We start from the raw sequence: 26496 nt of genomic DNA on the forward strand, positions 1-26496 counted from the left end.
ACCTATCAATTCCGGTTTATTTTGTTGTTCGACACACTTACTTTCCGCGCCGGGGCGGGGCCGCCACACCGGTGGGGGCCGCTTACACCGGCCCCCCCCCCCCACTCTCGTCTTGCCCCTGCCCGTCAGCGCAGGTCAGCGGCCTACCGCCTCACTGATCGCGGTACATCTCCGCCACCAGGAAGGCCAGGTCGAGCGACTGGCTGCGGTTGAGCCGCGGGTCGCAGGCGGTCTCGTAGCGCTGGTGCAGATCGTCGACGAAGATCTCATCGCCGCCGCCCACGCACTCGGTGACATCGTCACCGGTCAGCTCGACGTGGATGCCGCCCGGGTGCGTACCGAGGCTCTTGTGGACCTCGAAGAAGCCCTTGACCTCGTCCAGCACGTCGTCGAAACGCCGGGTCTTGTGACCGGAGGCCGCCTCGAAGGTGTTGCCGTGCATCGGGTCACAGATCCAGGCGACCTGCGCGCCGGAGGCGGTGACCTTCTCGACCAGCTCGGGGAGCTTGTCGCGGACCTTGTCCGCTCCCATGCGGGTGATGAAGGTCAGCCGGCCCGGCTCCCGCTCCGGGTCGAGACGCTCGATGAGCGTCAGGGCGTCCTCGGGGGTGGTCGTCGGGCCGAGCTTGACGCCGATGGGGTTGCGGATGCGCGAGGCGAACTCGAGGTGCGCACCGTCCAGCTGACGGGTGCGCTCGCCGATCCAGACCATGTGGCCGGAGACGTCGTAGAGGTTGCCGGTGCGCGAGTCGACCCGGGTCAGGGAGGACTCGTAGTCGAGGACCAGCGCCTCGTGGGAGGCGTAGAACTCGACCGTGCGGAACTCCTCCGGGTCCACCCCGCAGGCGTTCATGAAGTTCATCGCGCGGTCGATCTCGCGGGCCAGCGCCTCGTAGCGCTGTCCGGAGGGCGAGGACTTCACGAAGTCCTGGTTCCAGGCGTGCACCTGACGCAGGTCGGCGTAGCCGCCCGTGGTGAAGGCGCGCACGAGGTTGAGGGTCGCCGCGGAGGCGTGGTACATCCGCTTGAGCCGCTCGGGGTCCGGGATCCGGGCCGCCTCGGTGAACTCGAAGCCGTTGACGGAGTCGCCGCGGTAGGTCGGCAGCGTCACCCCGTCGCGGGTCTCGGTGGGCTTGGAGCGCGGCTTGCTGTACTGGCCGGCGATCCGGCCGACCTTGACCACCGGGACGGACCCGGCGTAGGTCAGGACGGCGCCCATCTGGAGAAGCGTCTTGAGCTTGTTGCGGATGTGCTCGGCGGATACGGCGTCGAAGGCCTCCGCGCAGTCGCCGCCCTGGAGCAGGAACGCCTCACCACGGGCGACCGCTCCCAGGCGCTCGCGCAGCTGGTCGCACTCGCCCGCGAAGACGAGCGGCGGATAGGACTCGAGCTCCGCGATCACATCGCGCAGAGCCTCTTGGTCCGGCCAGTCGGGCTGCTGCGCCGCGGGCAGGTCTCGCCAGGTGTTGCCACCGGCGTGGGTTTCAGCGTTCACGGTCACACCTCCCACATTACGGGGTCCCGCGAGGCTGTCCGTCCAGGCATCCGGACTTTGAGACGCACTGCACTCGGACGGTCCGGTAGGGTGCCCCTCATGTGTACGCGACCGGCGATCAACAGCAACTGGTGGTGGACCGCTCATCCGGCGGCCCACTGATTCGCGCGCACCTCACACACTTCGCGAAGGCCGCCCGAGGGGCGGCCTTCAGCCTTTCCGGCGGCCGTTCCTCCTCTCCCTGGAAGGAACCCCGTCATGCACCGCGAGCCCCCCGCCCGCACCGACGCCGCCGCACTCGTCCGACGGCTGCTCGACCCCGCCTGCCCGCCTTTCGCCCTGCTGCACCGACGCTCCCCCGGGCGGGAGGCGGCCTCCCCCACTCTCGGCTTCGCTCGAGCGGGAGGTGCCCCCCTCGTCGAGGTGCTGATCGGTGAGGTCGACGAGGTCGGGCGGCTGGCCGACATCCCGCTGGGTGAGGGGGTGCCGGACGCGCCGGTGACCGATGCGCTCGCGCTGATCCCGTTCCGGCAGATCCGCGAGCGCGGCTTCCGGGCCCATGACGACGGGACGCCGCTGGCCGTGCTGCGCCCCCGCGAGAGCGCCGAACTGCCTCTGGACGAGCTGCTGGCGGCGCTGCCCGTGCAGGAGGTGCGGGTGACGGACGGGGCGTTCGATGTGGACGACGACGCCTACGCCGGGATCGTCGGGCGGGTGGTACGGGACGAGATCGGCAGCGGCGAGGGCGCGAACTTCGTCATCCGCCGGACGTTCGAGGGCGAGATCGCGGACTTCGCTGCGGCCGATGCGCTGGCGCTGTTCCGGCGGCTGCTGGCCGGTGAGCGCGGGGCGTACTGGACGTATGTGGTGCACCGCCCCGGGGTGCGCACCTTGGTCGGCGCCAGCCCCGAGGTGCATGTCCGGATGTCCGGGGGGACGGTCGTGATGAATCCGATCAGCGGCACCTACCGCTACCCGGAGGGCGGCCCCACCGCCGAGAGCCTGCTGACGTTCCTCGGCGACCGCAAGGAGGTCGAGGAGCTGTCCATGGTGGTGGACGAGGAGCTGAAGATGATGTGCACCGTCGGGGACAAGGGCGGGGTGGTGATCGGGCCCCGGCTCAAGGAGATGGCGCACCTCGCGCACACCGAGTACGAGCTGCGCGGGCGGTCCACCCTCGATGTGCGCGAGGTGCTCAAGGAGACGATGTTCGCGGCGACGGTCACCGGGTCGCCGGTGCAGAACGCCTGCCGCGTGATCGAGCGGCACGAGCCGGTGGGCCCGGACGGGCGAAGCCGCGGCTACTACGCGGGGGCGCTGGCGCTGATCGGCCGGGACGCGGGCGGCGCGCAGACGCTGGACTCGCCGATCCTGATCCGTACCGCCGACATCTCCGCCGAGGGCCGGCTGCGGGTGCCGGTCGGCGCCACCCTCGTGCGCGCCTCCGACCCGCACAGCGAGGTCGCCGAGACGCATGCCAAGGCCGCGGGGGTGCTGAGCGCGCTGGGGGTGCGGCCGGCGCCCGCGCGCACGGCGGCCGGGGAGGCGCCGCCGCGGCTGGCCGACGACCCGCGGGTGCGGGCCGCGCTGGACGCCCGCCGCACCGACCTGGCGCCCTTCTGGCTGCGGATGCAGACCACCGCGCCGACCGCCGAGCTGAGCGGGCACGCGCTGGTCATCGACGCGGAGGACACCTTCACCGCGATGCTGGCGCATCTGCTGCGCACCTCGGGGCTGACGGTGACCGTGCGCCGCTTCGACGAGCCGGGGCTGCGCGAGGCCGCCCGCGCGCACCGGGGCCCGGTCGTGCTGGGCCCGGGGCCGGGCGACCCGTCGGACGCCGCCGACCCCAAGATGCGTTTTCTGCGCTCGCTGACCGCCGAGCTGGTCGCCGGCCACCGCGACGGTCTGCTGGGGGTCTGCCTCGGGCATGAACTGCTCGCCGCCGAGCTGGGGCTGGAGATCGTCCGCAAGGAGGTGCCCTACCAAGGCGCACAGGAGCGGATCGACTTCTTCGGACGCGAGGAGACGGTCGGCTTCTACAACACCTTCACGGCCCGCTGCGACGACACCACGGCGGCCGAACTCGCCATGCACCGGGTCGAGTTGAGCCGGGACGCGGGGTCCGGCGAGGTCCATGCGCTGCGCGGTCCGGGCTTTGCCGGCGTGCAGTTCCACCCCGAGTCGGTGCTGACCCTGGACGGCGCCTCGGTCACCGCGCAGCTGTTGGCAGCTGTCCTCGTGTGACCAGCATGTTCTCGTTGGTGCGGTGGGCCAGGTAGTCCTCGACATTGGCCACGGTGGCCTCGATGATCTGGCTCACCGCCTCCTCGGTGAAGTACGCCTGGTGCGAGGTGATCAGCACATTCCCGAAGGTCATCAGGCGGGCGAGGGTGTCGTCGCTGATGATGTCCAGGGACTTGTCGAAGAAGAAGAACCGGGCCTCCTCCTCGTAGACGTCCAGGCCGACGCCGGTGAGCCGGCCGGCCTTGAGCGCCTCGACGAGGGCCACGGTGTCGACGAGTCCGCCGCGGCTGGAGTTGATCAGGATCGCGTCGTCCTTCATCGCGGCCAGCGCGGCCGCGTCGATCAGCTGCCGGGTGTCCTCCACCAGCGGGACATGCAGGGTGATCAGATCCGCCTCGGCGAACAGCCGCTCCCGGGAGACGTACTTCATGCCGAGAGCGAGGCAGTTCGGGTTTTCGGTGAGGTCCCAGCCCAGGAGGTGCATGCCGAAGCCGTGGGCGATGCGGGTGAACGCCTCGCCGATCCTGCCGGTGCCGAGCACGCCCACCGTGCGCCCGCGCAGATCGCGGCCCATCAGGCCGTCCAGCCGGAAGTCGAAATTACGGGTGCGGTTCGTGGCCCGGACGATCCGCCGGTTGATGGCCAGGGCGAGGGCCCAGGCGAATTCGGCGACCGCGTAGGGCGAGTAGGCGGCGACCCGTCCGATGCTCATGCCGAGGTCGGCCGCGGCCTGCAGATCGATGTTGTTGAAGCCCGTGGAGCGCTGGGCGATCATCTTCGTCCCGCCGGCCGCGAGGACCTGCAGGACGTCCGCGCCCAGATCGGCGTTCACGCTGGAGCTGACGATCTCGTAGCCGTGCGCGATGGGGGCGGTGTCACGGTTGAGGAAGACATCCAGGCTGCGGACCTGGTGAGGGCCGGCGAAGGCCTTCTCCAGGAGCGGGCGCTCATCAGCCTGGACGCCGAAGGCGACGATCTGCACAAGCTCTCCAGGGTTCTTCCGCCGGATCGGATTCTCCCGCCCACGAGCGATAGGCCGGATATGTCGCGATGGACCGTAGGGCGAATATACGGCCCATCGCTCGGCGGTGCCGCCCGGAGTGGCGGACGGCACCGTGGGGCTGCGGGGTACGGAAAGGGCAGGACAGGGGCCCCGCTCAGCCGAAGAACACGCCGACCTCGGCATAGAGCGCCGGATCGACGGTCTTCAGCTGTGCGGTCGCCTCCGCGATCGGCACCCGGACGATGTCCGTACCGCGCAGCGCGACCATCTTTCCGAAGTCGCCGTCGCGCACCGCGTCAATGGCGTGCAGCCCGAAGCGGGTGGCCAGCCAGCGGTCGAAGGCGCTGGGCGTACCGCCGCGCTGGGTGTGCCCGAGGACCGTCGTGCGCGCCTCCTTGCCCGTACGTGCCTCGATCTCCTTGGCCAGCCACTCCCCCACACCGGACAGCCGGACATGGCCGAAGGAATCGGTGGAGTCGTCCTTGAGCACCATCTGGCCGTCCTTGGGCATCGCGCCCTCGGCGACGACCACGATCGGGGCGTAGCGGACCTTGAAGCGGGAGTCGATCCACCGGCAGACCTGCTCGATGTCGAAGCGCTGCTCCGGGATGAGGATGACGTTCGCCCCGCCGGCGAGGCCGGAGTGCAGCGCGATCCAGCCGGCGTGCCGACCCATCACCTCGACGACCAGCACCCGCATATGGGATTCGGCGGTGGTGTGCAGCCGGTCGATGGCTTCGGTGGCGACGCCGACGGCGGTGTCGAAGCCGAAGGTGTAGTCCGTGGCCGAGAGGTCGTTGTCGATGGTCTTGGGGACGCCGACACAGGGGATCGCGTGTTCGCCGGAGAGCCGGGCGGCGACGCCGAGGGTGTCCTCGCCGCCGATGGCGATCAGTGCCTCGACCTCCTCCTTGGCGAGCGTCTCCTTGATCCGGCGGACGCCGTCGTTCTCCTTGAAGGGGTTGGTCCGCGAGGAGCCGAGGATGGTGCCGCCACGGGGCAGAATGCCGCGCACCGCCGGGATGTCCAGCGGCATCAGGTCGCCTTCCAACGGCCCGCGCCAGCCGTCCCGGAAGCCGACGAAGTCGTATCCGTACTCCTGGGTGCCCTTGCGGACGATGCTTCTGATCACTGCGTTCAGACCCGGGCAGTCGCCGCCGCCGGTCAGTACTCCGACCCGCATCGCTGCTTCACCTACATCCCGTCAGTGGCCGCGTACGGCCGTGTATGAGCCGACCCCGGTCACGCTAATGGTGATCTGGGTCACTCCGGGATGGGACAAACGGGGATGTCGGTGATTTACCGGGGAGTTGGCCGGGGCGTTCACCCGTACGAGCGGATCCGGCCGGTGAGCGCGCCGGTCACGCCTCGTCGAGGCCGCGCTCTATCGCATACCGCACCAGCTCCACACGGTTGTGCAACTGGAGCTTGCCGAGGGTGTTCTGGACGTGGTTCTGCACCGTGCGGTGCGAGATGACCAGCCGCTCGGCGATCTGCTTGTACGAGAGCCCCTTGGCGACCAGGCGCAGCACCTCGGTCTCCCGGTCCGTCAACTGCGGCGCGCCCGGCTCGTCCGACGTCGTCGGGGCCGGCTCGGTCGCCAGCCTGCGGTACTCGCCGAGCACCAGACCGGCCAGGCCCGGCGTGAACACCGCATCGCCGGCGGCCGTGCGCCGCACCGCGTCCAGCAGTTCCTCGGTGCTCGCCGACTTCAGCAGATAGCCGGTCGCCCCGGACTTGACCGCCTCCAGGACATCGGCATGCTCACCGCTCGCGGACAGCACCAGCACCCGCAGCGCCGGATTGGCGCCGACCAGCTCCTTGCACACCCGCACGCCGGGCAGCCCCGGCAGATTGAGGTCCAGGACCAGCACATCGGGCCCCGCGGCCTGCGCCCTGCGCACCGCCTGGAGACCGTCGCCGGCCGTCGCGACCACCTCGCACCCGGCCTCCGCCAGATCCCGTGCGACCGCGTCCCGCCACATGGGGTGGTCGTCGACCACCATGACCTTCAGCCCCTGCTTGCTCACTTCCCGGCCTTCCCCCGTTTTCCGCCCTCGGGCGCACCGCCCTTGGGGACCGTCAACTCCACTTCCGTGCCCTGTCCGGAGACCGAGATCCACTCCGCGCCGCCGCCCAGGTCCCGCAGCCGGCCGCGGATCGACAGGGCCACCCCCAAACGGCCCTCGCGCTCGGCGTCCGCGAGCCGGCCCTCGGGGATGCCGGGGCCGTCGTCGCGGACCGTCACGATCACCGCGTGCGGTTCGTCCTCCACCAGGATCCATGCGTGGGCTCCAGCCCCCGCATGCACCCGTACATTGTCCAACGCGGCACTGACAGCGGCCGCGAGTTCGGCCGCCGCGGCGGGCGGCAGCGCGACCGGGGCACCGGGCTCGGAGAAGGTGACACCGGCGCCCGCGTACGGCGCCAGCAGTGCCCGGACGTCGCACGGTCCGGCGCCGGCCGGCGCCGATGCGGCCGTGGCAGGCGCCGCCGCGCCCTCCCCTGTGGGCTCGCCGGCCGGGTGCGGCACCGTGGGCACCGCACCGCCGGGCCGGATCCCGGGCGGCGACACCAGCCCGCCGGCGACCAGGGTCCGCAGCGCAACCTCCTGCTCACCGGCCATCCGTCCCAGTTCGGTCGCCTCGCCGCCGATCTCGGCGCCGCGCCGCTGCACCATCGCCAGCACCTGCAGCACGCTGTCGTGGATGTCGCGGGCCAGCCGCTCCCGTTCCCGGGTGGCGGCCTCGATCTGCAGGGCGCGGGCGAGGGTGCGCTCGCTGGAGCGGGCCACCTCGACGACATAGCCGAGGCCGACGCTGGCCACCCACACCAGCACCACGTTGTGGACGGTGTCGCGGGCCAGCTCCTGGCGCTCGACGAGATTGGCCACCGCCACGACGGTGGAGCCCACCGCGGCCCAGCGCCAGCCGCCCTTGATCGCGAAACCCAGGACGGCGCCCGCCGTCCAGATGGACGGCAGCGTCGGCCCGCCGTCCATGATGCGGGCGTGGCTGTCGACCACCAGCGTGAGCAGGATGCCGCCGACCGCGAAGCCGAGGTCGGCGACCAGGAACTGCCGGGTGCAGCGCTCCGCCGAGGTGGTGCAGCGCCAGGTCAGCCCCATCCAGACGGTGAGAACGCCCATGTAGGCGGCGGCACCCAGCGGATGCTCGTACTGCCGGTAGGAGAGCGCGACCAGGCACAGGGTGTAGACGAGGGTGAGGATCCGGTAGCCGGTGAGCGCGCGCCACAGCGGGAGCTCGACGGACATCCGCAGCACCTTCGGGGGGCGCTTGCCATGGCGTCTGGCGGCCATGGCGGCGCTCACCGTTCGTATGTCCGTATCCGTGTCCGTCATCGCCGTCCCCCTCGCCGGGCGCGCTCACGCCCGGTCTCGGCCCTGTCGTGCTATTCGGCGGCCGCCTTCTTGGCCCGCTCCGCCTCGGCCTTCCTCTTCGCCTCGGCCTGTGCCGCCTCGGCCTTCGCCGCCTCGGCCAGCTGCCGCTTGGCCGCGGTCGCGTAGATGTCGACGTACTCCTGGCCGGACAGCTTCATGATCTCGTACATGACCTCGTCGGTGACCGACCGCAGGATGAAGCGGTCGCCCTCCATGCCCTGATAGCGGGTGAAGTCGAGCGGCTTGCCGATGCGGATGCCCGGCCGGATCATCTTCGGCACGACCTTGCCCGGCGGCTGCACCTTCTCGGTGTCGATCATCGCTACGGGGATGACCGGCGCCCCGGTGGCCAGCGCCACCCGTGCCAGACCGCCCGGCTTCCCGCGGTAGAGCCGGCCGTCCGGGGAGCGGGTGCCCTCCGGGTAGATGCCGAACAGCTCACCGCGTTCCAGCACCTCGATACCGCTCTTGATCGCCGCCTCGCCCGCGCCCCGGCCGCCCGAGCGGTCCACCGGCAGCTGGCCCACGCCCTTGAAGAACGCGGCCGTCAGCTTGCCCTTGACCCCCGGGGAGGTGAAGTACTCGGACTTCGCGATGAAGGTGACCTTGCGGTCGAGTACCGCGGGCAGGAAGAAGGAGTCCGAGAAGGACAGGTGGTTGCTCGCGAGGATCGCCGGGCCCTCGGCGGGGATGTTCTCGATGCCTTCCACCCAGGGCCTGAAGGCAAGCTTCAGCGACCCGCCGATGGAAAACTTCATTGCGCCGTAGATCAACCGACTGCCTCCTGTGTGTGACGCAAAGACCTTAACCTGCCCCGGTGGCGCGCTCGTCCGCGGCCGTCGCCGGACCTATCCGCCCGCCGTCACTTTGCGTACCCTGAGGTAACTCGCCAGGCCCCCTCATCGATCGGAGTCCCCCGGTGCCGCTCCTTCCCGGAGCCGAGCCGTTCCGCCGTGACGGCGGAGAGGTCGGCGTCCTTGTGTGCCACGGCTTCACGGGCTCCCCCCAGTCCGTACGCCCCTGGGCCGAATACCTGGCCGAACAGGGGCTCACGGTCAGTCTGCCGCTGCTGCCCGGTCACGGCACCCGCTGGCAGGACCTGCAGATCACGACCTGGCAGGACTGGTACGCCGAGGTCGACCGCGAGCTGCGGGCGCTGACCGAGCGCTGCGGCACGGTCTTCGTCTGCGGCCTGTCGATGGGCGGCGCGCTGGCGCTGCGGCTGGCCGCCAAACACGGCGACGCCATCAGCGGGGTGGCCGTGGTCAACCCCGCCAACAAGGTGCATGACGCGGCCGGGCCGCTGCTGCCGGTGCTGCGCCATCTCGTACGGACGACCAAGGGGCTGACGAGCGATATCGCCAAGCCCGGCGCCGAGGAGATCGGCTATGACCGGGTGCCGCTGCACGCGGCGTATTCGGTGCGCCGCTTCTTCCAGCAGGTCGACTCCGAACTCCCCGGTGTCACCCAGCCGTTGCTGGTGATGACCAGCCCGCAGGACCATGTCGTCCCGCCGGTGGACTCCGAGCGCATCCTGAGCCGGGTGTCCTCGACGGACGTCCGGCAGACGCTGCTGGAGCGCAGCTACCACGTCGCCACGCTCGACCACGACGCGGAGCAGATCTTCCGGGACACCTTCGCCTTCATCACCCGGCTCGCGCCGCACGCGCGGGCGGACGCGGCTCAGGAGGGGACGGCGGCCAGTGGCGGAGCGTAGCCCCCGCGACCCCCGGGACCCGCTGGACGAAGAGGCCGCCTGGGCCGAGATCGTGGCGGGCTACGGCGACCAGCCGTCGTTCCCCCCGGCGGGAGACCGCGTCGACGGCACGGACGAGCCGGCCGGGAACGACGGCACGAAGGACGCCGAGGAGGACACCGAGCAAGGCGCCGGGGAAGGTGCCGAGGCAGGTGCCGAGGCAGGCGCCGAAGCGGACGAGGCCAAGGACGGCAAGGGCGACACCGCCCGTCCGGGCAGCTTTGTCGTCTTCGCGCCGGGTGTCGGCCCCCGCAACTGGACCCCCTCGGAGGCGTCCGACGACGACTTCGACGAGAGCGACGAGGGCCACTTCACCCCGCCCGAGCCGCCCCCGCTGCCGCAGGCCGATGTCACCACCAAGTTCGCCTGGATCGCGGTGATCGGCGGTCCGGTGCTGCTGGTGACCATGGTGCTGCTGCAGCAGCCGATGACGTGGTGGAGCACGGTCCTGGGCATCGGCGGCTTCCTCGGCGGCTTCGCCACCCTGGTGGCCCGGATGAAGAACGACGACGAGGACGACAACGACCTGCCGGGCAGCGGCGCGGTGGTGTGAGTCAGCCGCAGGCCGGCACCCGCAGGGCAGCCAGTACCGGCAGATGGTCCGTCGCGGCCGTGAGGTCGCTCTCCCGCACCCCCGCCAGCCCGCGCGGCACACCGCAGCCGAGGACCTCCACGCCCTTCGTGGCGAAGATCGCGTCGATCCGCTGATGCGGGTCACGGGGCGTGGAGGTGAGCTCCCCGCCCCACGGCTCGGCCGCCCAGGCATCGGTGAGCGCTCCCGCCAGCCGCCGGAAGCCAGGGCCTTCCGGCCGCTCGTTGAGGTCACCCCCGGCCACGGCGTACGGCACGTCCAGGGCGGCCAGCCGCTCCAGCAGCAGCCCGGCCTGCTCGGCACGCTCCCCGGCGGCGAGGCTGAGGTGGCAGCTGAGCACACCGAGCCGGGCCCCGCCGATCCGGACCACGGCGGTCGCGAAACCGCGCTGGTGCAGTCCGGGGTTGCGGGGCAGCAGTACGTCCTCCGTGCGCTCCACATGGGCGCGCAGGGTGGACAGGATCATCGGGCCCGCGGTCGTGCCGCCGCCGGTGACGTACACCAGCCCGGCCGCGCGGGCCAGCCGCTCGGCGGCCTTGCGCCAGCGGAAGAACCGCGGCGCCTCCTGCACCAGCACGAGATCGGGGGCACAGGCCTGGATGACCCTGGCCAGCGCCGCCCGGTCGTCGCGCATCGAGCGGATGTTGTAGCTGAGTACCCGGATCACGGCCGTACCGTCGGGCTCGGTACGGGAGTCGGGAAGCGGGATCAAGGCGGCGGGTCCTCTCACCGGGATCGTCACGCGGCCAAGATAGAGCACCGTCCGCCGCATCCCTGGGGGACGCGACGGACGGTGCCGTACCGATGAGCGGGCGCTGACGGCCCTCGGGCGGTCAGCCCTGGCGCGCCAGGTCGGCCGCGCCGACCAGACCGGCCTTGCCGCCGAGCTGGGCGGCGAGTACCTGGGCGTGCGGCCGCCACTGGTTGCCGACCAGCCAGCGGCGGAAGGACTTGCGGATCGGTCCCAGGACCAGTTCGCCCTCGTCCGAGACGCCGCCGCCGACGATGAAGGCCGACGGGTCGAAGAGCGAGGCGAGGTCGGCGAGACCGGCGCCGGCCCAACGGGCCAGTTCGCGGAACGAGTCGATGGCGACCGCGTCGCCCTGGCGGGCGGCCTCGCTGACGTGCCGGCCCTCGATGCCCTCGGAGGTGCCGTCGCCGAGCGCCAGCAGGATCTCGGCGTTCTCGGGGGTGGCGAAGGCCCGCTGGCGGGCGTAGCGCAGCAGGGCACGGCCGGAGGCGTACTGCTCCCAGCAGCCCTGGCTGCCGCAGCCGCAGAGCAGGCCGTCGGGCACGACCCGGATGTGCCCGAATTCGGCGGCGACGCCGAAGCGGCCGCGGCGCAGCTTGTTGCCGATGATGATGCCGCCGCCCAGGCCGGTGCCGAGCGTGATGCAGATGACGTCGCTGTGCCCCTGGCCGGCGCCGAACTTGTACTCGCCCCAGGCCGCGGCGTTGGCGTCGTTCTCGACCACCACGGGGAGGCCGACGCGCTGCTCGACCTTGTCCTTGAGCGGTTCGTGCCGCCAGTCGATGTTCGGTGCGAACAGGACCGTGGCTCGCTTCTCGTCGACATAGCCGGCGGCACCGATGCCGACGGCCTCGACATGATGGCCTGCCCCGACGGTACGCACCGCGTCCGCAATGGCCTCGGTCAGCGCGTCGGTGGCATGCGGAGTCGGAACCTTGCACGTCTCAAGGATCGAGCCCTCTTCGTCGACCACGCCGGCCGCGATCTTCGTGCCGCCGATGTCGACGCCGATGGTGAGTCCCATGTGTCCCTCAGTTTTTCGCTCGAACCCCGCCAGGACCCACCGTACCGGAGGTGGCGGCGGCGACCGTGCCCTTCAGGCGTCGGACGTGGGCGGCCTCCCCCGTGGTGCGGGGCCGTGGGGGCTCAGTCGAGATCGATCCGCTCGGTGCCGGTGGGGCCGTCGTCGTCGCGCGGATCGTCGCCGCGGCGGCCGTCGGGCCCCTCGTCGAGGTCGTCGCGGGTCCAGCGGCGCTCGCTGCTCTCGACCGCGGAGCGGTAGGCGGCGAGCAGTTCGGAGCCGGCCGCGGCGAGGTGGTCGAAGAGGTCGGGGTTGCGCTCGATGACCGGCTCGACGGCGGCCTTGGCCTGCTTGAAGAGCTGGTTGACGGCTCCCTGCGCGGCGATTCCGCCCAGTGCGCCGGGCAGCTGGATGCCGGCGAGCTTGTCGGTCACCGCGTCGGCGAGCTTGCGCAGCTCCTCCGCCGCGCTGCCCGGCTGCGGGCCATGGGCGGCCCGGTGCCGGGTCTTCTCGGCCGCGAGGTCCTCGGCACAGGCCGTCTCCCAGGCGTCGGCGTCGGGCTCGGCCCCGCGGTCGGCGGGGCGCTCGGTGGCATCACTCATGAGGAACTCCGTGACTCCTGCGGCGAGGCGGGACGGCGAAGGGTGCGGGACGGGCGCGTCAGAGCCGGGCCCACTCTCGACGGTACCCGAACGGTGGTACCGCGTTCAGTCGCTCTTGGGCCACAGCTCCGGATCCGGCGTGAAGCGGATCTCCAGGGCGCCGTCGTGCAGTCCGGCGCCGGAGACGGTGCAACGACGCAGCACGGAGGGGAGCGTGCGGATCCGCCGGAAGCGGCCGACGGTGACCACGATCTCGTCGCCGCGGCGCACCAGGCCGAGACCCTTGCGTTCGGCGCCGGGCAGCGGCACCCGCCAGATGAGGAGGCCGTCGGCGGCCAGCCGGTCCTCGACGGTCCAGGGGTCGGGGCGGGGCCCGTCGACGGGTCCGTCCGCGCCGATCTCGCCGGTCGGTCCGTCGATCAACTCGTCCAGCTCGTCGACGCCCTGCGGGTCGCGGCCCAGGTGCGGCACCTCGTGGACCGGGACGTCGGGGAACTCCTCGCGCAGCGCCTTGAGGGCCGTCTGCTGGCTGCCGGAGAGCGCGGCGAGGAAGGGGTCCGCCGAGCCGGTGGGCAGCAGCCGGTTGACGATCACACCGTCGGTGCGCCGGCCGTGCAGTGCCAGGCCGGCGCGGATGGTGCGCAGGTTGGCGGCGGCGACCGGGCCGGCGTCGGTGACCAGGCGTACGGACGTGCCGGGGTCGTCGATCGCCCGCTGGACGGCAGCGAGTTCGCGCTCCCAGCGCTCGGCGGCGTCGTAGAGCTTCTGGGCCGGCATCGGGACGCCGGCGAGCTGGGCGAGCACCGGACGCAGCGCGCGGGCCGCCTGGCGCTCGGGCGGCAGCAGCCGGCGCAGATAGCGGCGTACCTGGGCCGGCAGGGCGAGCAGCCGGATCGCTTCGGCGGCCGAGGGCATGTCGACGACGACCATGTCCCAGTCGCCCGAGGCGTGTTCGGCGCGCAGCGCGTGCAGCAGCGCGAAGTCCTCGGAGCCGGGGAGTTCGGTGAGTTCGTCCTCGTCCAGGGGGCTGGCGCCGAGCAGGTCGAGGGCCGCGCCGGCCCGGTCCTGGAAGGCGAGGAATTCCTGGCGGAAGCGGTCGCCGGGGTCGATGCGCAGGGCGTGCAGGCCCGGCGCTATCGGGGTGGGGGCGTCGGCCCCCAGGGGGGTGCCGAGCACCGTTTCCGGGGCGCTGCTCCCGGTGGTGAGCAGGAGTGCCCGCGCGCCCCGGCGGGCGCCGGCCAGGGCGGTCGCGGCAGCCAGCGTGGTGCGGCCCGCGCCGCCGGGGCCCGTGACGAGGACGATGCGCACGCTCAGAGCTTCTTGGCCTCGTCGGCGGACTCGGCCGCGTCGGCGGGCCCGGCGGCGTGATCGGCGGGACCGCTCTCGACGCGCTTCTTCAGCCCGGCCAGCGCCCGGTCGATGATGACCTTCTCCGCCTTGCGCTTGATCATTCCGAGCATCGGGATCTTGACGTCGACGGTGAGCTGGTACGTCACCTCGGTGCGCGCGCCGTTGCCCTGCGCGGCGAGGCGGTAGGAACCGTCCAGGGCGCGCAGCATCTGGGACTTGACCAGGGACCAGCTGACCTCGTTGTCGCCGGTCCAGGTGTAGGCGAGGGTGTGGTCGTCCTTGATCGCTCCGGCGTCCAGCAGCAGGCGTACCTGCTCGGCGCGGCCGCGGTCGTCCTTGGCAAGCACCTCTGCCTCTTTGACCTCGCCGGTCCATTCCGGATAGCGGTCAAAGTCGGCGATCACTCCCATCACTTCGGCGGGTGCCGCCTCGATCGTGATGCTCGAGCTGGTGTGTTCGGCCATCGCCGTGACTCCTCCATGCCGATTCATGCCGGTCCGCCGACTCTTCCCCAAGCTCTCGGCTCCGTTGGAGCAGGGGAGACCCTGTTTACGCTGTGTCTCTGCTGCTGAAGGCTACCGCGCGGGGGAACGCGGGCGGACACCAGCAGGCCCGGCGCGACCGGTCGGGACGGCCGCCGGCCACTCACCACCGGGCTCACGACCAGAGACGTCCTGGCTCACCACTCCATGACATAGGGCGTCCCGGTCGCATTGAAATGGCCGACATTGATGCATTCCGTGCCGTCGATCCGGACCCGGCGGGCGAGCGGCTGGTGCACATGGCCGAAGAGGGCGTAGCGCGGCCGGGTGGTGCGGATCGCGTGCAGCAGGGCCGCGCTGCCGCGCTCGAAGCGGCGGGCGACGGTGTCGTAGCAGAGCTCGGGGACGTCGGGCGGGATATGGGTGCACAGCACGTCCACCTCGCCGACCGCCTCGATCTTGGCGGCGTACTCCTCGTCGCTGATCTCGTACGGGGTGCGCATCGGTGTGGTCAGCCCGCCGCCGACGAACCCGAAGACCCGGCCGCCGAGCTCCACCCGCTGGCCGTCCAGAACGGTGGTGCCGGGCGCGGCGTACTCGGGCCACAGGCGCGGGATGTCGACGTTGCCGTAGGTGGCGTACGTGGGGGTGGGGAAGGCCGCGAAGAGTTCGGCGTACTGCTTGCGGACCGCGCCCTCGATGACCGACTCCCGGCTCACGCCCGTACGGTCCAGTTCGCCCCACAGCCGGCGGCCCAGTGCGCGGGCCTCCTCGAAGCGGCGGGCGGTGCGCAGTTCGACCAGCGCGTCGGCCATCTCGACGCCGAAGAGGTCGGGGAAGATGCCGCGCGAATGGTCGGCGTAGTCAAGGAAGAGGACCAGGTCACCGAGGCAGAGCAGGGCGTCGGCGCCGGTTCCGGCCGCCGCGAGGTCCCGGCTGTTGCCGTGTACGTCACTGACCACATGCACACGCATGGCGTCACCCTAAATCGCTCGGGCGGGCGCGGGGAGGGGTCCTGGGACCTGGGGTTACTTTCGGGTCACCGACCCGCTGGTCTAGTCTGCGCGGGACAAGTCCCCATGGCGTGTCCCGCAGCGTGTGACGCATCGAACATCTGGCCGTTCCCCCCTATCCCAAAAGCAATACCCATGGGTAACGTCCGGGCAGTCCAATCCCCCTTGCATGACCATGGACCGCCGCCGGTGTACACACAGCGTCGTGGCGCCGGCGCTTTTGAGGAGCAGCAGTCTTGCGCGAGTTCAGCCTTCCGGCCCTGTACGAGGTCCCCGCGGACGGCAATCTGACGGATCTTATCCGCCGAAATGCCGCGCAGCACCCGGATGTTGCCGTCATGGGACGCAAGGTGAACGGCGGGTGGCAGGACGTCACCGCCGCCACCTTCCTCGCCGAGGTCCGCGCCGCCGCCAAAGGCCTGATCGCTTCCGGAGTCCAGCCCGGTGACCGGGTCGGCCTGATGTCGCGCACGCGCTACGAGTGGACGCTGCTGGATTTCGCCATCTGGAGCGCCGGCGCCATCACCGTCCCCGTATACGAGACCAGTTCGGCCGAACAGATCCAGTGGATTCTCGGCGACTCCGGCGCGGTGGCCTGCCTGGTGGAGTCCCCCACCCACGAGGCGACCGTCGAGTCGGTCCGCGACCGGCTGCCGGATCTGGAGAACATCTGGCAGATCGAGCGGGACGCCATCGCCCGGCTGCGGGCCGCGGGCTCCGGCATCTCCGACAACGAGGTGGATGCGCGCAGCGCGCTCGCCGACGCGGACTCGCCGGCCACCATCGTCTACACCTCCGGCACCACCGGCCGCCCCAAGGGCTGTGTGCTCAGCCACCGCAGCTTCTTCGCCGAGTGCGGCAACATCGTCGAACGGCTGCGTCCGCTGTTCCGTACCGGTGACTCCTCGGTGCTCCTCTTCCTCCCCATCGCGCATGTCTTCGGCCGGCTGGTGCAGATCGCCGCGGTGATGGCGCCCATCAAGCTGGGCCACGCCCCCGACATCACGAACCTCACCGAGGACCTCGCCTCCTTCCGCCCGACGCTGGTCCTGGGCGTGCCCCGGGTCTTCGAGAAGGTCTACAACTCGGCGCGGGCCAAGGCGCAGGCGGACGGCAAGGGCAAGGTCTTCGACAAGGCGGCGGACATCGCGATCGCCTACAGCCGCGCGCTGGACACCCCGGAGGGCCCGGCGTTCGCACTGAAGCTGAAGTACAAGGTCTTCGACCGGCTGGTCTACAGCAAGCTGCGTGCCGTCCTCGGCGGCCGCGCCACCCATGCCATCTCCGGCGGCGCCCCGCTCGGTGACCGCCTCGGCCACTTCTACCGCGGCATCGGCTTCACCGCCCTGGAGGGCTACGGCCTGACGGAGTCCTGTGCGGCCACCGCCTTCAACCCCTGGGACCGGCAGAAGATCGGTACCGTGGGCCAGCCGCTGCCCGGCTCGGTCGTGCGGATCGCCGACGACGGCGAGGTGCTGCTGCACGGCGAGCATCTCTTCACCGAGTACTGGAACAACCCGTCGGCCACCAAGGAGGCGCTGTCCGACGGCTGGTTCCACACGGGCGACATCGGCACCCTCGACGAGGACGGCTACCTCGCCATCACCGGCCGCAAGAAGGAAATACTGGTCACCGCGGGCGGCAAGAACGTCGCCCCCGCCGTGATCGAGGACCGTATCCGGGCGCATGCCCTGATCGCCGAGTGCATGGTCGTCGGCGACGGCCGGCCGTTCATCGGCGCGCTGGTCACCCTCGACGAGGAATTCCTGCCCCGCTGGGCCGAGGAGCACGGCTACCCCGCCGATGTGACGCCGTCTCAGGTCACCGGGGACCCGGAGCTGCTGGCCGCCGTCCAGCGCGCCGTCGACGACGGCAACGCGGCCGTCTCCAAGGCCGAGTCGGTACGTAAGTTCCGTATCCTGCCGACCCAGTTCACCGAGGAGTCGGGCCATGTCACGCCGTCGCTGAAGCTCAAGCGGAACGTGGTGGCGAAGGACTTCGCGGAGGAGATCGAGGCGATCTACCGCGCATAGGGGCCCACACCGCCCCCGAGCCGGTTCGGTACCGCCGGGATCCGCCGTCGTGGCTGCGCGCCACGGCGGCGGATTGTCGTTTCCCCCGGACGCGGTCGGCTCGCGCGGAGCGGAGTCACGGGCCCGCGGTGCCGGGCCGTTGCGCCGGCCGCGGGCGGTCCCTACAGCAGTTCCTTGAGCCGTTCCGCCAGCAGGTCCCAGCGCCACTTCTCCTCCACCCAGGCGCGGCCGCGTGCGCCCATGGTGCGGCGCAGGGCGGGGTCCCGGAGCAGGGTGACGATGCGGTCAGCGGTGGGGGCCGGGGAGCCGCCGGGGACGACCCAGCCCGTCTCGCCGTCGAGGACGGCGTCGGGGGCGCCGCCCGAGTCGCCCGCCACCACGGGGAGTCCGGTGGCGGAGGCCTCCAGGTAGACGATGCCGAGGCCCTCGACGTCCAGCCCGCCACGGCGGGTGCGGCAGGGCATCGCGAAGACGTCGCCGGCGCCGAAGTGGGCCGGCAGCTCCTCCCACGGGACCGCGCCGGTGAAGCGCACCGAGTCCCCGACACCCTTCTCCAGGGCCAGTGCGCGCAGCTCCTTCTCGTACGGGCCGCCGCCGACGATCAGCAGGACGGCATCGGGCACCGCGGACACGATGGCCGGCATCGCCTCGATCAGGGTGTCCTGGCCCTTGCGCGGGACGAGCCGCGAGACACACACCACCACCGGCCGGCCGGTGAGCCCGAGCGCGGCCCGTACGGCATCGCCCCCCGAGCCGGGGTGGAAGGTCTTCTCGTCCACGCCGGGCGGGAGTTGGACCATCCGTCCGGCGGCTTCCGGGGTGAGCGCACCGGCGATCCGCGAGCGGGTGTACTCGCCGAGGTAGGTGAGCGTGTCGGTGCCTTCACCGATCCGGCGCAGCAGCCGGCGGGCGGCCGGCAGCTGCGCCCAGCCCGCCTCGTGGCCGTGCGTGGTCGCCACGATGCGGCGCGCACCGGCCGAGCGCAGCGCGGGCGCCATCAGCCCGAGCGGCGCCGCCGCGCCGAACCACACGGAGGAGCAGCCGTGTTCACGCAGCAGCCCGGTGGCCCGCCGGGTCACCCTCGGGGTGGGCAGCAGCATCGTCGTACGGTCGCGTACCACCGGGAACGGCTGCTCGGCGTCGAAGGCGGCGGTGGCCGCGCGCCCCTCCGCGGTGCGCTTCCAGGTCGAGGCGTAGACGACGACCTGGGAGGGGTCCAGGCGCAGCGCCATGCTGTGCAGGAAGGCCTGGATGCCGCCGGGCCGGGGCGGGAAGTCGTTCGTGACGATCAAGGTCTTGTGCACGATGGTCTCTCGGCGGTCGGTCTCGGCGGTTCCGGCCCGACAGTACCGGTCGGCGGACAGCCGGGGGCGGCCCGCCCCGCCCCGCCCGTCCCTCGTCTACGGTCGTGACCAGCCGCCACCGGCATCATGCGGACAGCGCGGGCGGGAGCGGTCGGCAGGGCCCCGTGCGCGCGGGGCCACCGGCGGCCCGGACAGCGCAGGCGGGCAACGGCGGCACAGGCGGCCAACGGCCGAGGAGCGACGAGGTGACGATGAGCAGCATCAGCAGAGCGCGCGGGGTGTGGCTCCCGGTCGCGGCGTGGGCCGTGACCCGGGCCCTGGTCCTGCTGTGCGTCCTGAGGGTGCTGGTGCTGCCGGGGCCGGATGTCACCACCGATGTCTCGGTGATCTACCACGGCTGGTTCGAGATCCTGAAGACCGGCACCTTCCCGCTGGCGGATGTGACCTGGCAGTACCCACCGGCCGCCGCGCTCGCGATCCTCTCCCCCGGCCTGCTGCCGTTCCTCGACTACGCCCCGGCGTTCTTCACCCTGATCCTGGTCACGGACGCGGCGGCGCTGGCGCTGTTCCTGCGGGCCGGCCGGCGGCCCGGCCATCGCCCGGCGGGGGCCTGGGTGTGGATCGCGGGCGTGGCGCTGCTGGGCCCGACCGCGTACGCCCGCTACGACCTGATGGTCGCCGCGGTCGCCGCCGCCGCGCTGTTCGCGGCCGCCCGCCGGCCGCGGGTAGCGGGCGCCCTGGTCGCTTTCGGTGCGCTGCTGAAGGCCTGGCCCGTACTGCTGCTGACGGGGGCGGCGGTGCGCGGCCGCCGGGCACGCGCCCTGTGGGGGAGCGCGGCCGGCATCGCGGCCGGGCTGACCCTGCTCTGCATGGTCGCGGCACCGGGCGCGCTGGCCTTCCTCACCTTCCAGCGCGACCGCGGCACGGAGGTCGAGTCGCTCGGCGCGCTGGTCTTCCATGTCGCCCGGCAGTACGGGTGGGACGGACAGGTCCTGCTGCACTACGGCTCGCTGGAGTTCCTCGGGCCGGGCGTCCCGTTCGTCAGCACCCTGGCGCTCACCCTGAGCCTCGCCGCCGCGGGCTGGCTGTTCCTGTGGCGGGTGCGCGCCCGGGAGTTCGGCCCCGCGACGCTGTGCGACGCCGCCTTCACCGCCACCCTGCTGTTCACGACCACCAGCCGCGTCATCAGCCCGCAGTACATGCTCTGGCTGGTGGGGCTCGCCGCGGTGTGCATGACCGTACGCGCCAGCCGGCAGGCGCTGCCGGCGCTGCTGGTCCTGCCGGCCACCGGGATCACGCTGCTGGAGTTCCCCGTCTGGTTCGCGCACATCGTGGCGAGCGACCTCCAGGCGGTCGTGCTGCTGGCCGCGCGCAACGGCCTGCTGGTCGCCGCCTCGCTGCTCGCCTGCCGCCGGCTGTGGGTCTCGACGCGCGGCGGCGGTCAGGGGCGTACGGGCCCCGTCGGCGTGGTCAGCGCGCGCCGGCCGGTCGGCGAGACCACCGCGGCTCCCCCACAGCTCACGAGCTCCGCCCCGCAGGCACCCACGGACGGGTCGCCGTCATCGGGCCCCTGAGCCCGGCCCCGCGCCGCCGCGGCTGTGCCCGCAGGCGGCGCAACGGCAGTCCGCGCCTCCGCACGGACGGACCGCCCAGCCGGCCCGCCGCCCGCCCTCACCGCCGCAGCTGTGCCTTCACATACGCCCGCCACTGCCGGGTGAACTCCGCGAGTCCGACGCCCAGTTGGGAGCGCAGGGCGCGGTCCGTCCGGTCGGCGTGGGCCGGCGGCCGACGACCGGCGCCGGCCCGTGAGGCCGGACGGGAGCCCGCGGCGACCGCCGTGGCCGCCTCCATCGGCGCCCCCGCGCTCCCCGACGAGACCCGTATCGCGCTCTTGCCGGCCGCCCGGTAGAAGGCGATCAGTTTGGCCTCGCCCCACTTGTCGGCGATCATCCGGCAGGCCAGCCAGCTGCCCTCGTAGGCCTTGGCCAGCCGGTCGGCGCCGGCCTTGAAGCCGAAGTCCTCGTCGGTCGGCAGACGGGCGGGGGCCTTGCCCCGGGCGACCGCGCGGGTGAGTTCCGGGGCGGTGGTGGCGGCCTTGCGGCGGCCGCCCCGGTAGGCGACCCAGTCGGCGAAGCCCTCCGAGAGCCACAGCGGGGTCGCTGCCGTGGTGGCCGTGCGGGTGGCGACATGGGTGGTCTCGTGGGTGAGGACCACCCTGCGGCCCAGGTCGTTGAGCTCCTCGTAGGCATCGGGGTTGATGATCACGCGGTCCGCCGGCGTGCTCGTCGAGACGCCCGCCTCGCCCGTGGTGACCGCCGCGATCCCGGCATAGCCGGACGCATCGTCGCTGCCCATCAGCTGCGCCATCCGCTCGACCGAGTCCGGCGACTCGACCACGACCTTCTTCGACCACTTCCCCTTCCAGGCAGCCGAGACCGCGGGCACCGCCCGGTCCACCCGGCGCGCCAGATCCTTCAGCCGCGCCAGATGCCCGGCGCCGCCCAGGATCAGGCTGTGCTGGCCGCGGACCAGCCGCACCGGGCCCTGGTCCCACAGCTGGCGGGTGCCGCTCCGGCCCGCCGCCGCGCCCTCGGTGTCGGAGGAGATCAGCCAGTGGCCGTGGCGCCGGGTCAGGGTGAGGTACTGGACGGCGTGCACCGGCGAGGTGTCGTAGCCCTTGATGCGGTAGCGCAGCCGCACCTTCGCGGCCAGGTGTGTGTCGGATTCGCCGGCCGCGAGCGGGAAGGCGCCGGTCGAGTCGAGGTCGTAGTGCCAGTCGGCCAGTGGCACGGCTGCCAGATGGGCGAACATCGTGCGCTGTCGGTCCCGGTAGCCGCCGGCCCGCGGGTCGACGGAGGCGAGGAAGCCCACCGCGTCCCGCCGCTGGACGGCCCGCGCACGGGTGTCGAGCATCCGCTGGACGTCCGGGTAGCGGGCCGGTGTGGAGGTCGCGGGCGCACAGCCGGCCAGCGGGGCGAGCAGCGCGAGGAGCAGGGCGGCGCAGCCCGCCGCCCCGGCCCGCGACGGCCGCCGTCCCGCCCACTGGTGTGACATGCGGACGATCGTAGATCCGCCCCGGCCGGGGCAAAAACGCTGCGCTCCGCCTCAGGGCCTGGTGACGGACGAGATCGGCAGCATCCCGACGGGGTCGTAGCGGACCCGTGCGCCGGGATAGGGCGCGTGGACCACTTGGCCATTGCCGACGTACATCCCGACGTGGCTGGCGTCCGAGCGGTAGATGACCAGGTCACCGGGCTGCATCCGGCTGAGGGGCACCTGCCGGCCGGCGCCGCGCTGAGCCTGCGAGGTACGCGGGATGGAGACGCCGGCCCGGCCGTAGGCCCATTGGGTGAGTCCGGAGCAGTCGAAGGCCGAGGGCCCGTTGCCTCCCCACGCGTACGGCGAGCCGACCGCGGCGCGCACCGCGGCGACAGCCGCGGCGGCCCGTCCTGAGGCCGGTACGGCTCCCCGCAGGTCCGGGACCGCCTCATGGCGCCCGTCGCTCCTGGAGGCCCGGGCGTAGGCCTCCCTGGCGTCCCTGGGGAGCGCGTCCAGCAGCCGCCGCGCGGTGGCCAGCTTGTGCTGGACGTCCTTCTTGTGGCGCGCGACCTCCTTGCGGCCGGCCTCCAGCTCCGCCAGCTTCCCGGCGGTCTCCCTGCGCTGCTGCTCCAGGGAGCGCTGTGCGGCTCTCAGCCCGTGCAGCTCGCCGGCCTGGCGGGTCCCGAGCCGGTCGAGGGCGGAGGCCTTCTCCAGGTAGCTGTCGGGCCGTTCGGAGAGCATCAGCTTGACGGTGGGGTCCATCCCGCCGGCCCGGTACTGGGCGGCGGCCAGCGCGCCCAGCCTGCCGCGCATCCGGTTGACCCGCTCCTGGGCGCGGGCGGTGCGGTCCTGCAGGGCCGCCACCTGGTCGCGCAGCTTCTTGGTCCGTGCGCCCGCGCCGTTGAACTTCTCGGTGGCCCGCTCCGCCTGCTCGTAGAGGTGGTCGACCCGCGCGGTCGCCGTATCGCGGCCGACGGCCGTGCGGCTGACGGGGGTGGGGTCGGCGGAGGCCTGCGGGGCCGACAGCGCGGCGGCCGCGGTCGCCAGGGCGGCCGAGACCACGGTGACCCCGGCGAGGGTGGTCGGGCCGTGCTGCGAGGTACGGCGGTGGGACGCCACGAGAGCCGCACTCCTTCCGTGTGCAGCCCCTGCCGCCCCGGGAGGGCGGTCGGTGAACCGGATGCTGCGAGGGCAGACAGTAACGGCGCCGGTGCGATCCGGCCAAAGCGGCCTTTTCGTACGCAAAAAGCCGCCCCGCCGGTGACTGTGCAGGTCACCGGCGGGGCGGCAAGTCAGCGGCCGAGGCCGCAATTCGCCCGTTCGGGCGGCAGGTTGAGAGGGTTGTGAGGCTTTTCAGACCCGCACGCCGAACGCGAACGGCATGTTGCCGATCGGCTCGTAGCGCACGGCGGCGCCGGGCTTCGGCGCGTGCAGCACCTGGCCGTTGCCCGCATAGAGACCGATGTGGTGCAGGTCGCCGTAGAAGAGCACCAGATCGCCGGGCTTGAGGGCGCTCTGCGAGCCGATCCGGGTACCGGCGTTGGCCTGCGCCTGCGAGGTACGCGGCAGCGACTGGCCGGCCTGCTGGTAGGCCCAGGAGGTCAGACCCGAGCAGTCGAAGGAGGACGGGCCGGTGGCGCCCCAGACGTACGGCGAACCTATCTTGGACTGTGCGGCGGCCAGGGCGGCCGCACCGCGCTGCGAAGCCGGCACGTCATCGCCGAGGTTGACCCGCTGGTTGCTGCGGTTGGCGCGGTTCTCCTCGGCCTGCATGGCCGCCCGCTCCTTGGCGGTCATCTGGTTGAGCAGCTGCTGCGCCTTGCCCAGCTTGCCCTTGATCTCGTCCTTCTTGTCACCGAGCGCCTTACGGGTCTCGGAGAGGTCCTGGATCTTGCTCGTGGCCTCCGAGCGCTCCTGGGCCAGCCGGCGCTGCTTGTCCGCGATGGTCTTCAGCTGGTCGGCCTGCTTGCCGCTCAACTGGTCGAGCGTGGCGGCCTTTTCGAGGTAGGTGTCCGGGTCACCGGAGAGGAACAGCTGGACCGACGGGTCGATGCTGCCGCTGCGGTACTGGCCGGAGGCGACGGCGCCCAGGCCCTTGCGCATCTGGTTGAGCTCACCCTGGCCACGGGCGACCTTGTCCTGGAGGTCGTCGACCTCCTTCTGGAGCTTGTCCTGCTGCTCCTTGACCCCGTCGTACTTCTCGGTGGCCTGCTCCGCCTGCGAGTAGAGCTTGTCGACCTCGGACTTGACGTCCTTCTTCGACTGATGAGGGGCGGCCTGGGCGGCCTGGGACGAAAGGGCGACGGCCGCCGCGGCGGTGGCGGTGAGCACGGTCACGCGAGTACGGCTCGGCTGCTTGGGTCGACGGTGGGACGCCACGGGGGCGAGCTCCTTCTTCCTCCAGCCGCCTACCGGGAAGTGGGGGGGTGAGACCCCGGCTCCGCGTGAACGCCGCGGACTCGGCGGTACCTTCACCTGTTCATCCCGGTTGGATAATCATCTGCATGAAGGTTCGGGCCTGACCTTAGTAACCGAGCTGTGATCGCTTCAAATCCTCAGGGGAAAAATCTGCGCCACCAGCCCCATCTTTTACCAACATCACACAGCCAGTGAGCATCAACTGACGCTCAGAGACGGATTACCCGCGATTTCCCGTGTTCCGACGCTCCGGGCGGCGACGCGTCAGGTCCGCGCAAGTCGTTTGAGAAGCAAGGCCGATGCGACCGGCCGCGCCCCGGCCCTCGCCACACCGTCGGCCACTTCCCGGTCCGTGGAGACCACCACGACCGGACGGCCGGGTGGTTCGGCCCGAACCAGCTGACGAATCAACTCATCGGCCGTTACGCCCGGTTTGCTGAAAAGGACCCGGACCCCGCGCGGCGGCGCGAGCAGTACCGGCGCCGCCAGCTCCGCCCCGTCGAAGACACAGGTCATCTCCGCACCGGTCTGGGCCGCCAGCACCGCGAGACCGCCCAGCAGCCGCAGCCGCTGCTTGTCGAGCGGCATGGTCGGATAGCCGGTTTTGGTGACGTTGTAGCCATCCACCACCAAATGCGCCTGCGGCAGCGCCAGAAGCTGGTCGAGCAGCGCCGGATCCATCTCCGACAGCGCCCGGGTCGCAATGTCCTTCGGCGTCATCCGGCCCGGTGCGACCGCCTCGACGGTGTCCGCCGGGTGGACGCTGGCGGGCGGCAGTGCCAGCTCGCGGCGCAGCCCCTGCGCGGCGTCCAGGACCGTGTCCAGCAGCAGCCGCAGCCGCATGTCCTCGACGCTGCGGCCCTCGCGGGTGGAGCGCCGGCTGGCCTCCAGCGCCGCCTCGGCCTCCGCGATCCGGGCCTTGAGCCGGCGCACTTCGCTGTCCGCCGCGGTCTTCTCCGTGGCCGCCCGGTCCCGGACGTCCGCCATGGCGCGCTCGGCCTTGCGCACCGCGGCCTCACCGCGCTTGACGTCGCTCAGTGCGCTGCGCAGCTTGCGCCGCAGCGACTCGTTCTCCTTGCGGACGGCATCCAGGTCCACCCGGATCCGGTCGGCCTCCGTACGGGCCTCGCCGCGCGCCTGCCCCAGCTCCTCGCGCAGCCTGGCCAGCTCCCGTTCGGCCTCCTCGCCGGCCCGCTCGGCGCGCGCCCGCTGCGCCTCCTCGCCGGCCGCCGCGACGAGCTTGACCCAGCCTTCGGGGCGCAGCACATAGGCGGCCGCCGCGACATCGAGCGGATCGGCGGCCGCGGGCGGAGTGCCGTGCTCCAGCGCGTCGGCGAGCTCAGACTGCGCCTCACGCAGCTTGCCCGCGATCCGCTGCCGGAAGACCGCATCGCTCTCCAGCGCTGCGGCCATCGCATTTCCGGCGAATTTGGCCCGACGAGTCGGGGTGAACCGGGCGTACTGCCGCAGTGGGGGCGGAAGTTCGGCGAGGGTCAGTGCGCCGAACGACTCCGCGGTGAGCGCCACGACACGGCGCCGTACGCCCTCGGGCAGCGGACGGTCGAGCACTTCGTCGGCCGCACCCTCGGGTGCGTCGTCACGCTGGGCCCCCGGCTCCCCTTCTGGACGGTCCACCACGGCTGCATCGCTCCGATCTCAGGCGTTCGCGCCCGGGCGGTCGACCAGCTCGATCTGGTCGACCGCGTTGCACCAGCGGCAGCGCACGGACTCGATGCTCTCACTGAGGACCTCGCGCTCCTCCACCGTCGGCGCCCCGGCCAGGTCCAGGTGGACGTACTCCACGACCTTCGACCGGCGGGTCACATCGAAACGCGTGAGGTTGCCGCACAGGGTGCAGCGCCACCGGGTTCCGTCCGTCGGCAGGGGAACAGCCATCGTGTCGTCCTCTTTCGTGCTCGTCGTCTCGTGCTGCTGCGCGGTTCACGCGGTGCGCCGTCGGATCGCGGAAGTACGCAAAGTACTGCCTGTA

23 protein-coding genes are annotated in these 26496 nt (G+C 72.0%); 5 read left to right on the forward strand and 18 right to left on the reverse strand.

Annotation, left to right across the window (positions count from 1 at the left end):
• Nucleotides 1-151: 151 nt before the first annotated feature.
• Nucleotides 152-1501 carry a class II 3-deoxy-7-phosphoheptulonate synthase gene (locus ACWGI6_RS32615; RefSeq protein ID WP_393910255.1) on the reverse strand — a complete coding sequence of 450 codons (1350 nt, stop codon included), beginning with the start codon at nucleotides 1499-1501 and terminating at the stop codon, nucleotides 152-154.
• A gap of 252 nt (nucleotides 1502-1753) precedes the next feature.
• Between ACWGI6_RS32615 and ACWGI6_RS32620 the strand changes: the two genes are divergently transcribed.
• Nucleotides 1754-3742: an anthranilate synthase family protein gene (locus tag ACWGI6_RS32620; protein ID WP_453270856.1), complete on the forward strand. Its 1989-nt coding sequence runs from the start codon at nucleotides 1754-1756 to the stop codon at nucleotides 3740-3742.
• Here the strand turns inward: ACWGI6_RS32620 and ACWGI6_RS32625 are convergent.
• From ACWGI6_RS32625 to ACWGI6_RS32645, 5 genes are all read right to left on the reverse strand, one after another.
• Nucleotides 3708-4724 (reverse strand): 2-hydroxyacid dehydrogenase, encoded by a 1017-nt coding sequence (locus tag ACWGI6_RS32625; protein ID WP_453270857.1) that lies wholly within the window; start codon nucleotides 4722-4724, stop codon nucleotides 3708-3710. The two genes, ACWGI6_RS32620 and ACWGI6_RS32625, sit on opposite strands and share 35 nt — an antisense overlap.
• 175 nt (nucleotides 4725-4899) lie before the next feature.
• Nucleotides 4900-5928 carry a 6-phosphofructokinase gene (locus ACWGI6_RS32630; RefSeq protein ID WP_453270858.1) on the reverse strand — a complete coding sequence of 343 codons (1029 nt, stop codon included), beginning with the start codon at nucleotides 5926-5928 and terminating at the stop codon, nucleotides 4900-4902.
• Nucleotides 5929-6106: 178 nt separating this feature from the next.
• Nucleotides 6107-6751 (reverse strand): response regulator, encoded by a 645-nt coding sequence (locus ACWGI6_RS32635; protein ID WP_453270886.1) that lies wholly within the window; start codon nucleotides 6749-6751, stop codon nucleotides 6107-6109.
• A gap of 20 nt (nucleotides 6752-6771) precedes the next feature.
• The gene (macS, locus tag ACWGI6_RS32640) at nucleotides 6772-8064 is read right to left on the reverse strand and encodes a MacS family sensor histidine kinase (protein WP_453270887.1); all 1293 of its coding nucleotides are present in this window, start codon (nucleotides 8062-8064) and stop codon (nucleotides 6772-6774) included.
• A 92-nt stretch (nucleotides 8065-8156) separates the two neighbouring features.
• Nucleotides 8157-8903 carry a lysophospholipid acyltransferase family protein gene (locus tag ACWGI6_RS32645; protein ID WP_393910259.1) on the reverse strand — a complete coding sequence of 249 codons (747 nt, stop codon included), beginning with the start codon at nucleotides 8901-8903 and terminating at the stop codon, nucleotides 8157-8159.
• Between the two features lie 161 nt (nucleotides 8904-9064).
• Here ACWGI6_RS32645 and ACWGI6_RS32650 point away from each other — a divergent pair, with 161 nt between their 5' ends.
• Together ACWGI6_RS32650 and ACWGI6_RS32655 are read left to right on the forward strand one after the other, a co-directional pair.
• Nucleotides 9065-9862, forward strand: a complete 798-nt coding sequence (locus tag ACWGI6_RS32650; RefSeq protein ID WP_453270859.1) for an alpha/beta hydrolase — start codon at nucleotides 9065-9067, stop codon at nucleotides 9860-9862.
• Nucleotides 9849-10454: a hypothetical protein gene (locus tag ACWGI6_RS32655; protein WP_453270860.1), complete on the forward strand. Its 606-nt coding sequence runs from the start codon at nucleotides 9849-9851 to the stop codon at nucleotides 10452-10454. The genes ACWGI6_RS32650 and ACWGI6_RS32655 overlap by 14 nt, the downstream gene beginning before the upstream one ends.
• A 1-nt stretch (nucleotide 10455) precedes the next feature.
• Here the strand turns inward: ACWGI6_RS32655 and ACWGI6_RS32660 are convergent, their stop codons facing one another.
• From ACWGI6_RS32660 to ACWGI6_RS32685, 6 genes are all read right to left on the reverse strand, one after another.
• Nucleotides 10456-11205, reverse strand: a complete 750-nt coding sequence (locus tag ACWGI6_RS32660) for an endonuclease/exonuclease/phosphatase family protein (protein ID WP_453270888.1) — start codon at nucleotides 11203-11205, stop codon at nucleotides 10456-10458.
• A 121-nt stretch (nucleotides 11206-11326) separates the two neighbouring features.
• The gene (locus tag ACWGI6_RS32665; protein WP_453270861.1) at nucleotides 11327-12268 is read right to left on the reverse strand and encodes an ROK family glucokinase; all 942 of its coding nucleotides are present in this window, start codon (nucleotides 12266-12268) and stop codon (nucleotides 11327-11329) included.
• 122 nt (nucleotides 12269-12390) lie between these two features.
• Nucleotides 12391-12867 carry a DUF5304 domain-containing protein gene (locus tag ACWGI6_RS32670; protein WP_393910263.1) on the reverse strand — a complete coding sequence of 159 codons (477 nt, stop codon included), beginning with the start codon at nucleotides 12865-12867 and terminating at the stop codon, nucleotides 12391-12393.
• 105 nt (nucleotides 12868-12972) lie between these two features.
• The gene (locus ACWGI6_RS32675; protein ID WP_453270862.1) at nucleotides 12973-14175 is read right to left on the reverse strand and encodes an ArsA family ATPase; all 1203 of its coding nucleotides are present in this window, start codon (nucleotides 14173-14175) and stop codon (nucleotides 12973-12975) included.
• A 2-nt stretch (nucleotides 14176-14177) separates the two neighbouring features.
• On the reverse strand, nucleotides 14178-14681 hold the full coding sequence (locus ACWGI6_RS32680; protein WP_393910265.1) for an SRPBCC family protein: 504 nt from the start codon (nucleotides 14679-14681) through the stop codon (nucleotides 14178-14180).
• Nucleotides 14682-14896: 215 nt separating this feature from the next.
• Nucleotides 14897-15673, reverse strand: a complete 777-nt coding sequence (locus ACWGI6_RS32685) for a metallophosphoesterase family protein (protein WP_453270863.1) — start codon at nucleotides 15671-15673, stop codon at nucleotides 14897-14899.
• Between the two features lie 275 nt (nucleotides 15674-15948).
• Here ACWGI6_RS32685 and ACWGI6_RS32690 point away from each other — a divergent pair, with 275 nt between their 5' ends.
• Nucleotides 15949-17745, forward strand: a complete 1797-nt coding sequence (locus ACWGI6_RS32690) for an AMP-dependent synthetase/ligase (RefSeq protein WP_453270864.1) — start codon at nucleotides 15949-15951, stop codon at nucleotides 17743-17745.
• A gap of 161 nt (nucleotides 17746-17906) precedes the next feature.
• On the opposite strand, the gene ACWGI6_RS32695 is transcribed toward ACWGI6_RS32690, so the two are convergent.
• Nucleotides 17907-19049, reverse strand: a complete 1143-nt coding sequence (locus tag ACWGI6_RS32695; protein ID WP_453270865.1) for a glycosyltransferase family 4 protein — start codon at nucleotides 19047-19049, stop codon at nucleotides 17907-17909.
• 251 nt (nucleotides 19050-19300) lie between these two features.
• Here ACWGI6_RS32695 and ACWGI6_RS32700 point away from each other — a divergent pair, with 251 nt between their 5' ends.
• Nucleotides 19301-20623: a glycosyltransferase 87 family protein gene (locus ACWGI6_RS32700; protein ID WP_453270889.1), complete on the forward strand. Its 1323-nt coding sequence runs from the start codon at nucleotides 19301-19303 to the stop codon at nucleotides 20621-20623.
• 97 nt (nucleotides 20624-20720) lie between these two features.
• Here ACWGI6_RS32700 and ACWGI6_RS32705 read toward each other — a convergent pair whose 3' ends face one another.
• The 5 genes from ACWGI6_RS32705 to ACWGI6_RS32725 all read right to left on the reverse strand — a co-directional run bounded on the left by ACWGI6_RS32705 (nucleotide 20721) and on the right by ACWGI6_RS32725 (nucleotide 26402).
• Complete coding sequence (locus ACWGI6_RS32705; protein WP_453270866.1) at nucleotides 20721-22103, reverse strand: hypothetical protein; 1383 nt, start codon at nucleotides 22101-22103, stop codon at nucleotides 20721-20723.
• Between the two features lie 51 nt (nucleotides 22104-22154).
• Nucleotides 22155-23207: an NlpC/P60 family protein gene (locus ACWGI6_RS32710; RefSeq protein ID WP_453270867.1), complete on the reverse strand. Its 1053-nt coding sequence runs from the start codon at nucleotides 23205-23207 to the stop codon at nucleotides 22155-22157.
• Nucleotides 23208-23441: 234 nt separating this feature from the next.
• Complete coding sequence (locus tag ACWGI6_RS32715; protein WP_453270868.1) at nucleotides 23442-24467, reverse strand: NlpC/P60 family protein; 1026 nt, start codon at nucleotides 24465-24467, stop codon at nucleotides 23442-23444.
• Between the two features lie 303 nt (nucleotides 24468-24770).
• On the reverse strand, nucleotides 24771-26144 hold the full coding sequence (locus ACWGI6_RS32720) for an NYN domain-containing protein (protein ID WP_453270869.1): 1374 nt from the start codon (nucleotides 26142-26144) through the stop codon (nucleotides 24771-24773).
• An 18-nt stretch (nucleotides 26145-26162) separates the two neighbouring features.
• Nucleotides 26163-26402, reverse strand: coding sequence for a hypothetical protein (locus tag ACWGI6_RS32725; protein ID WP_030086623.1), 240 nt, complete (start codon nucleotides 26400-26402; stop codon nucleotides 26163-26165).
• Nucleotides 26403-26496: the final 94 nt, after the last annotated feature.

This window comes from Streptomyces sp. NPDC054786, from assembly GCF_053611685.1.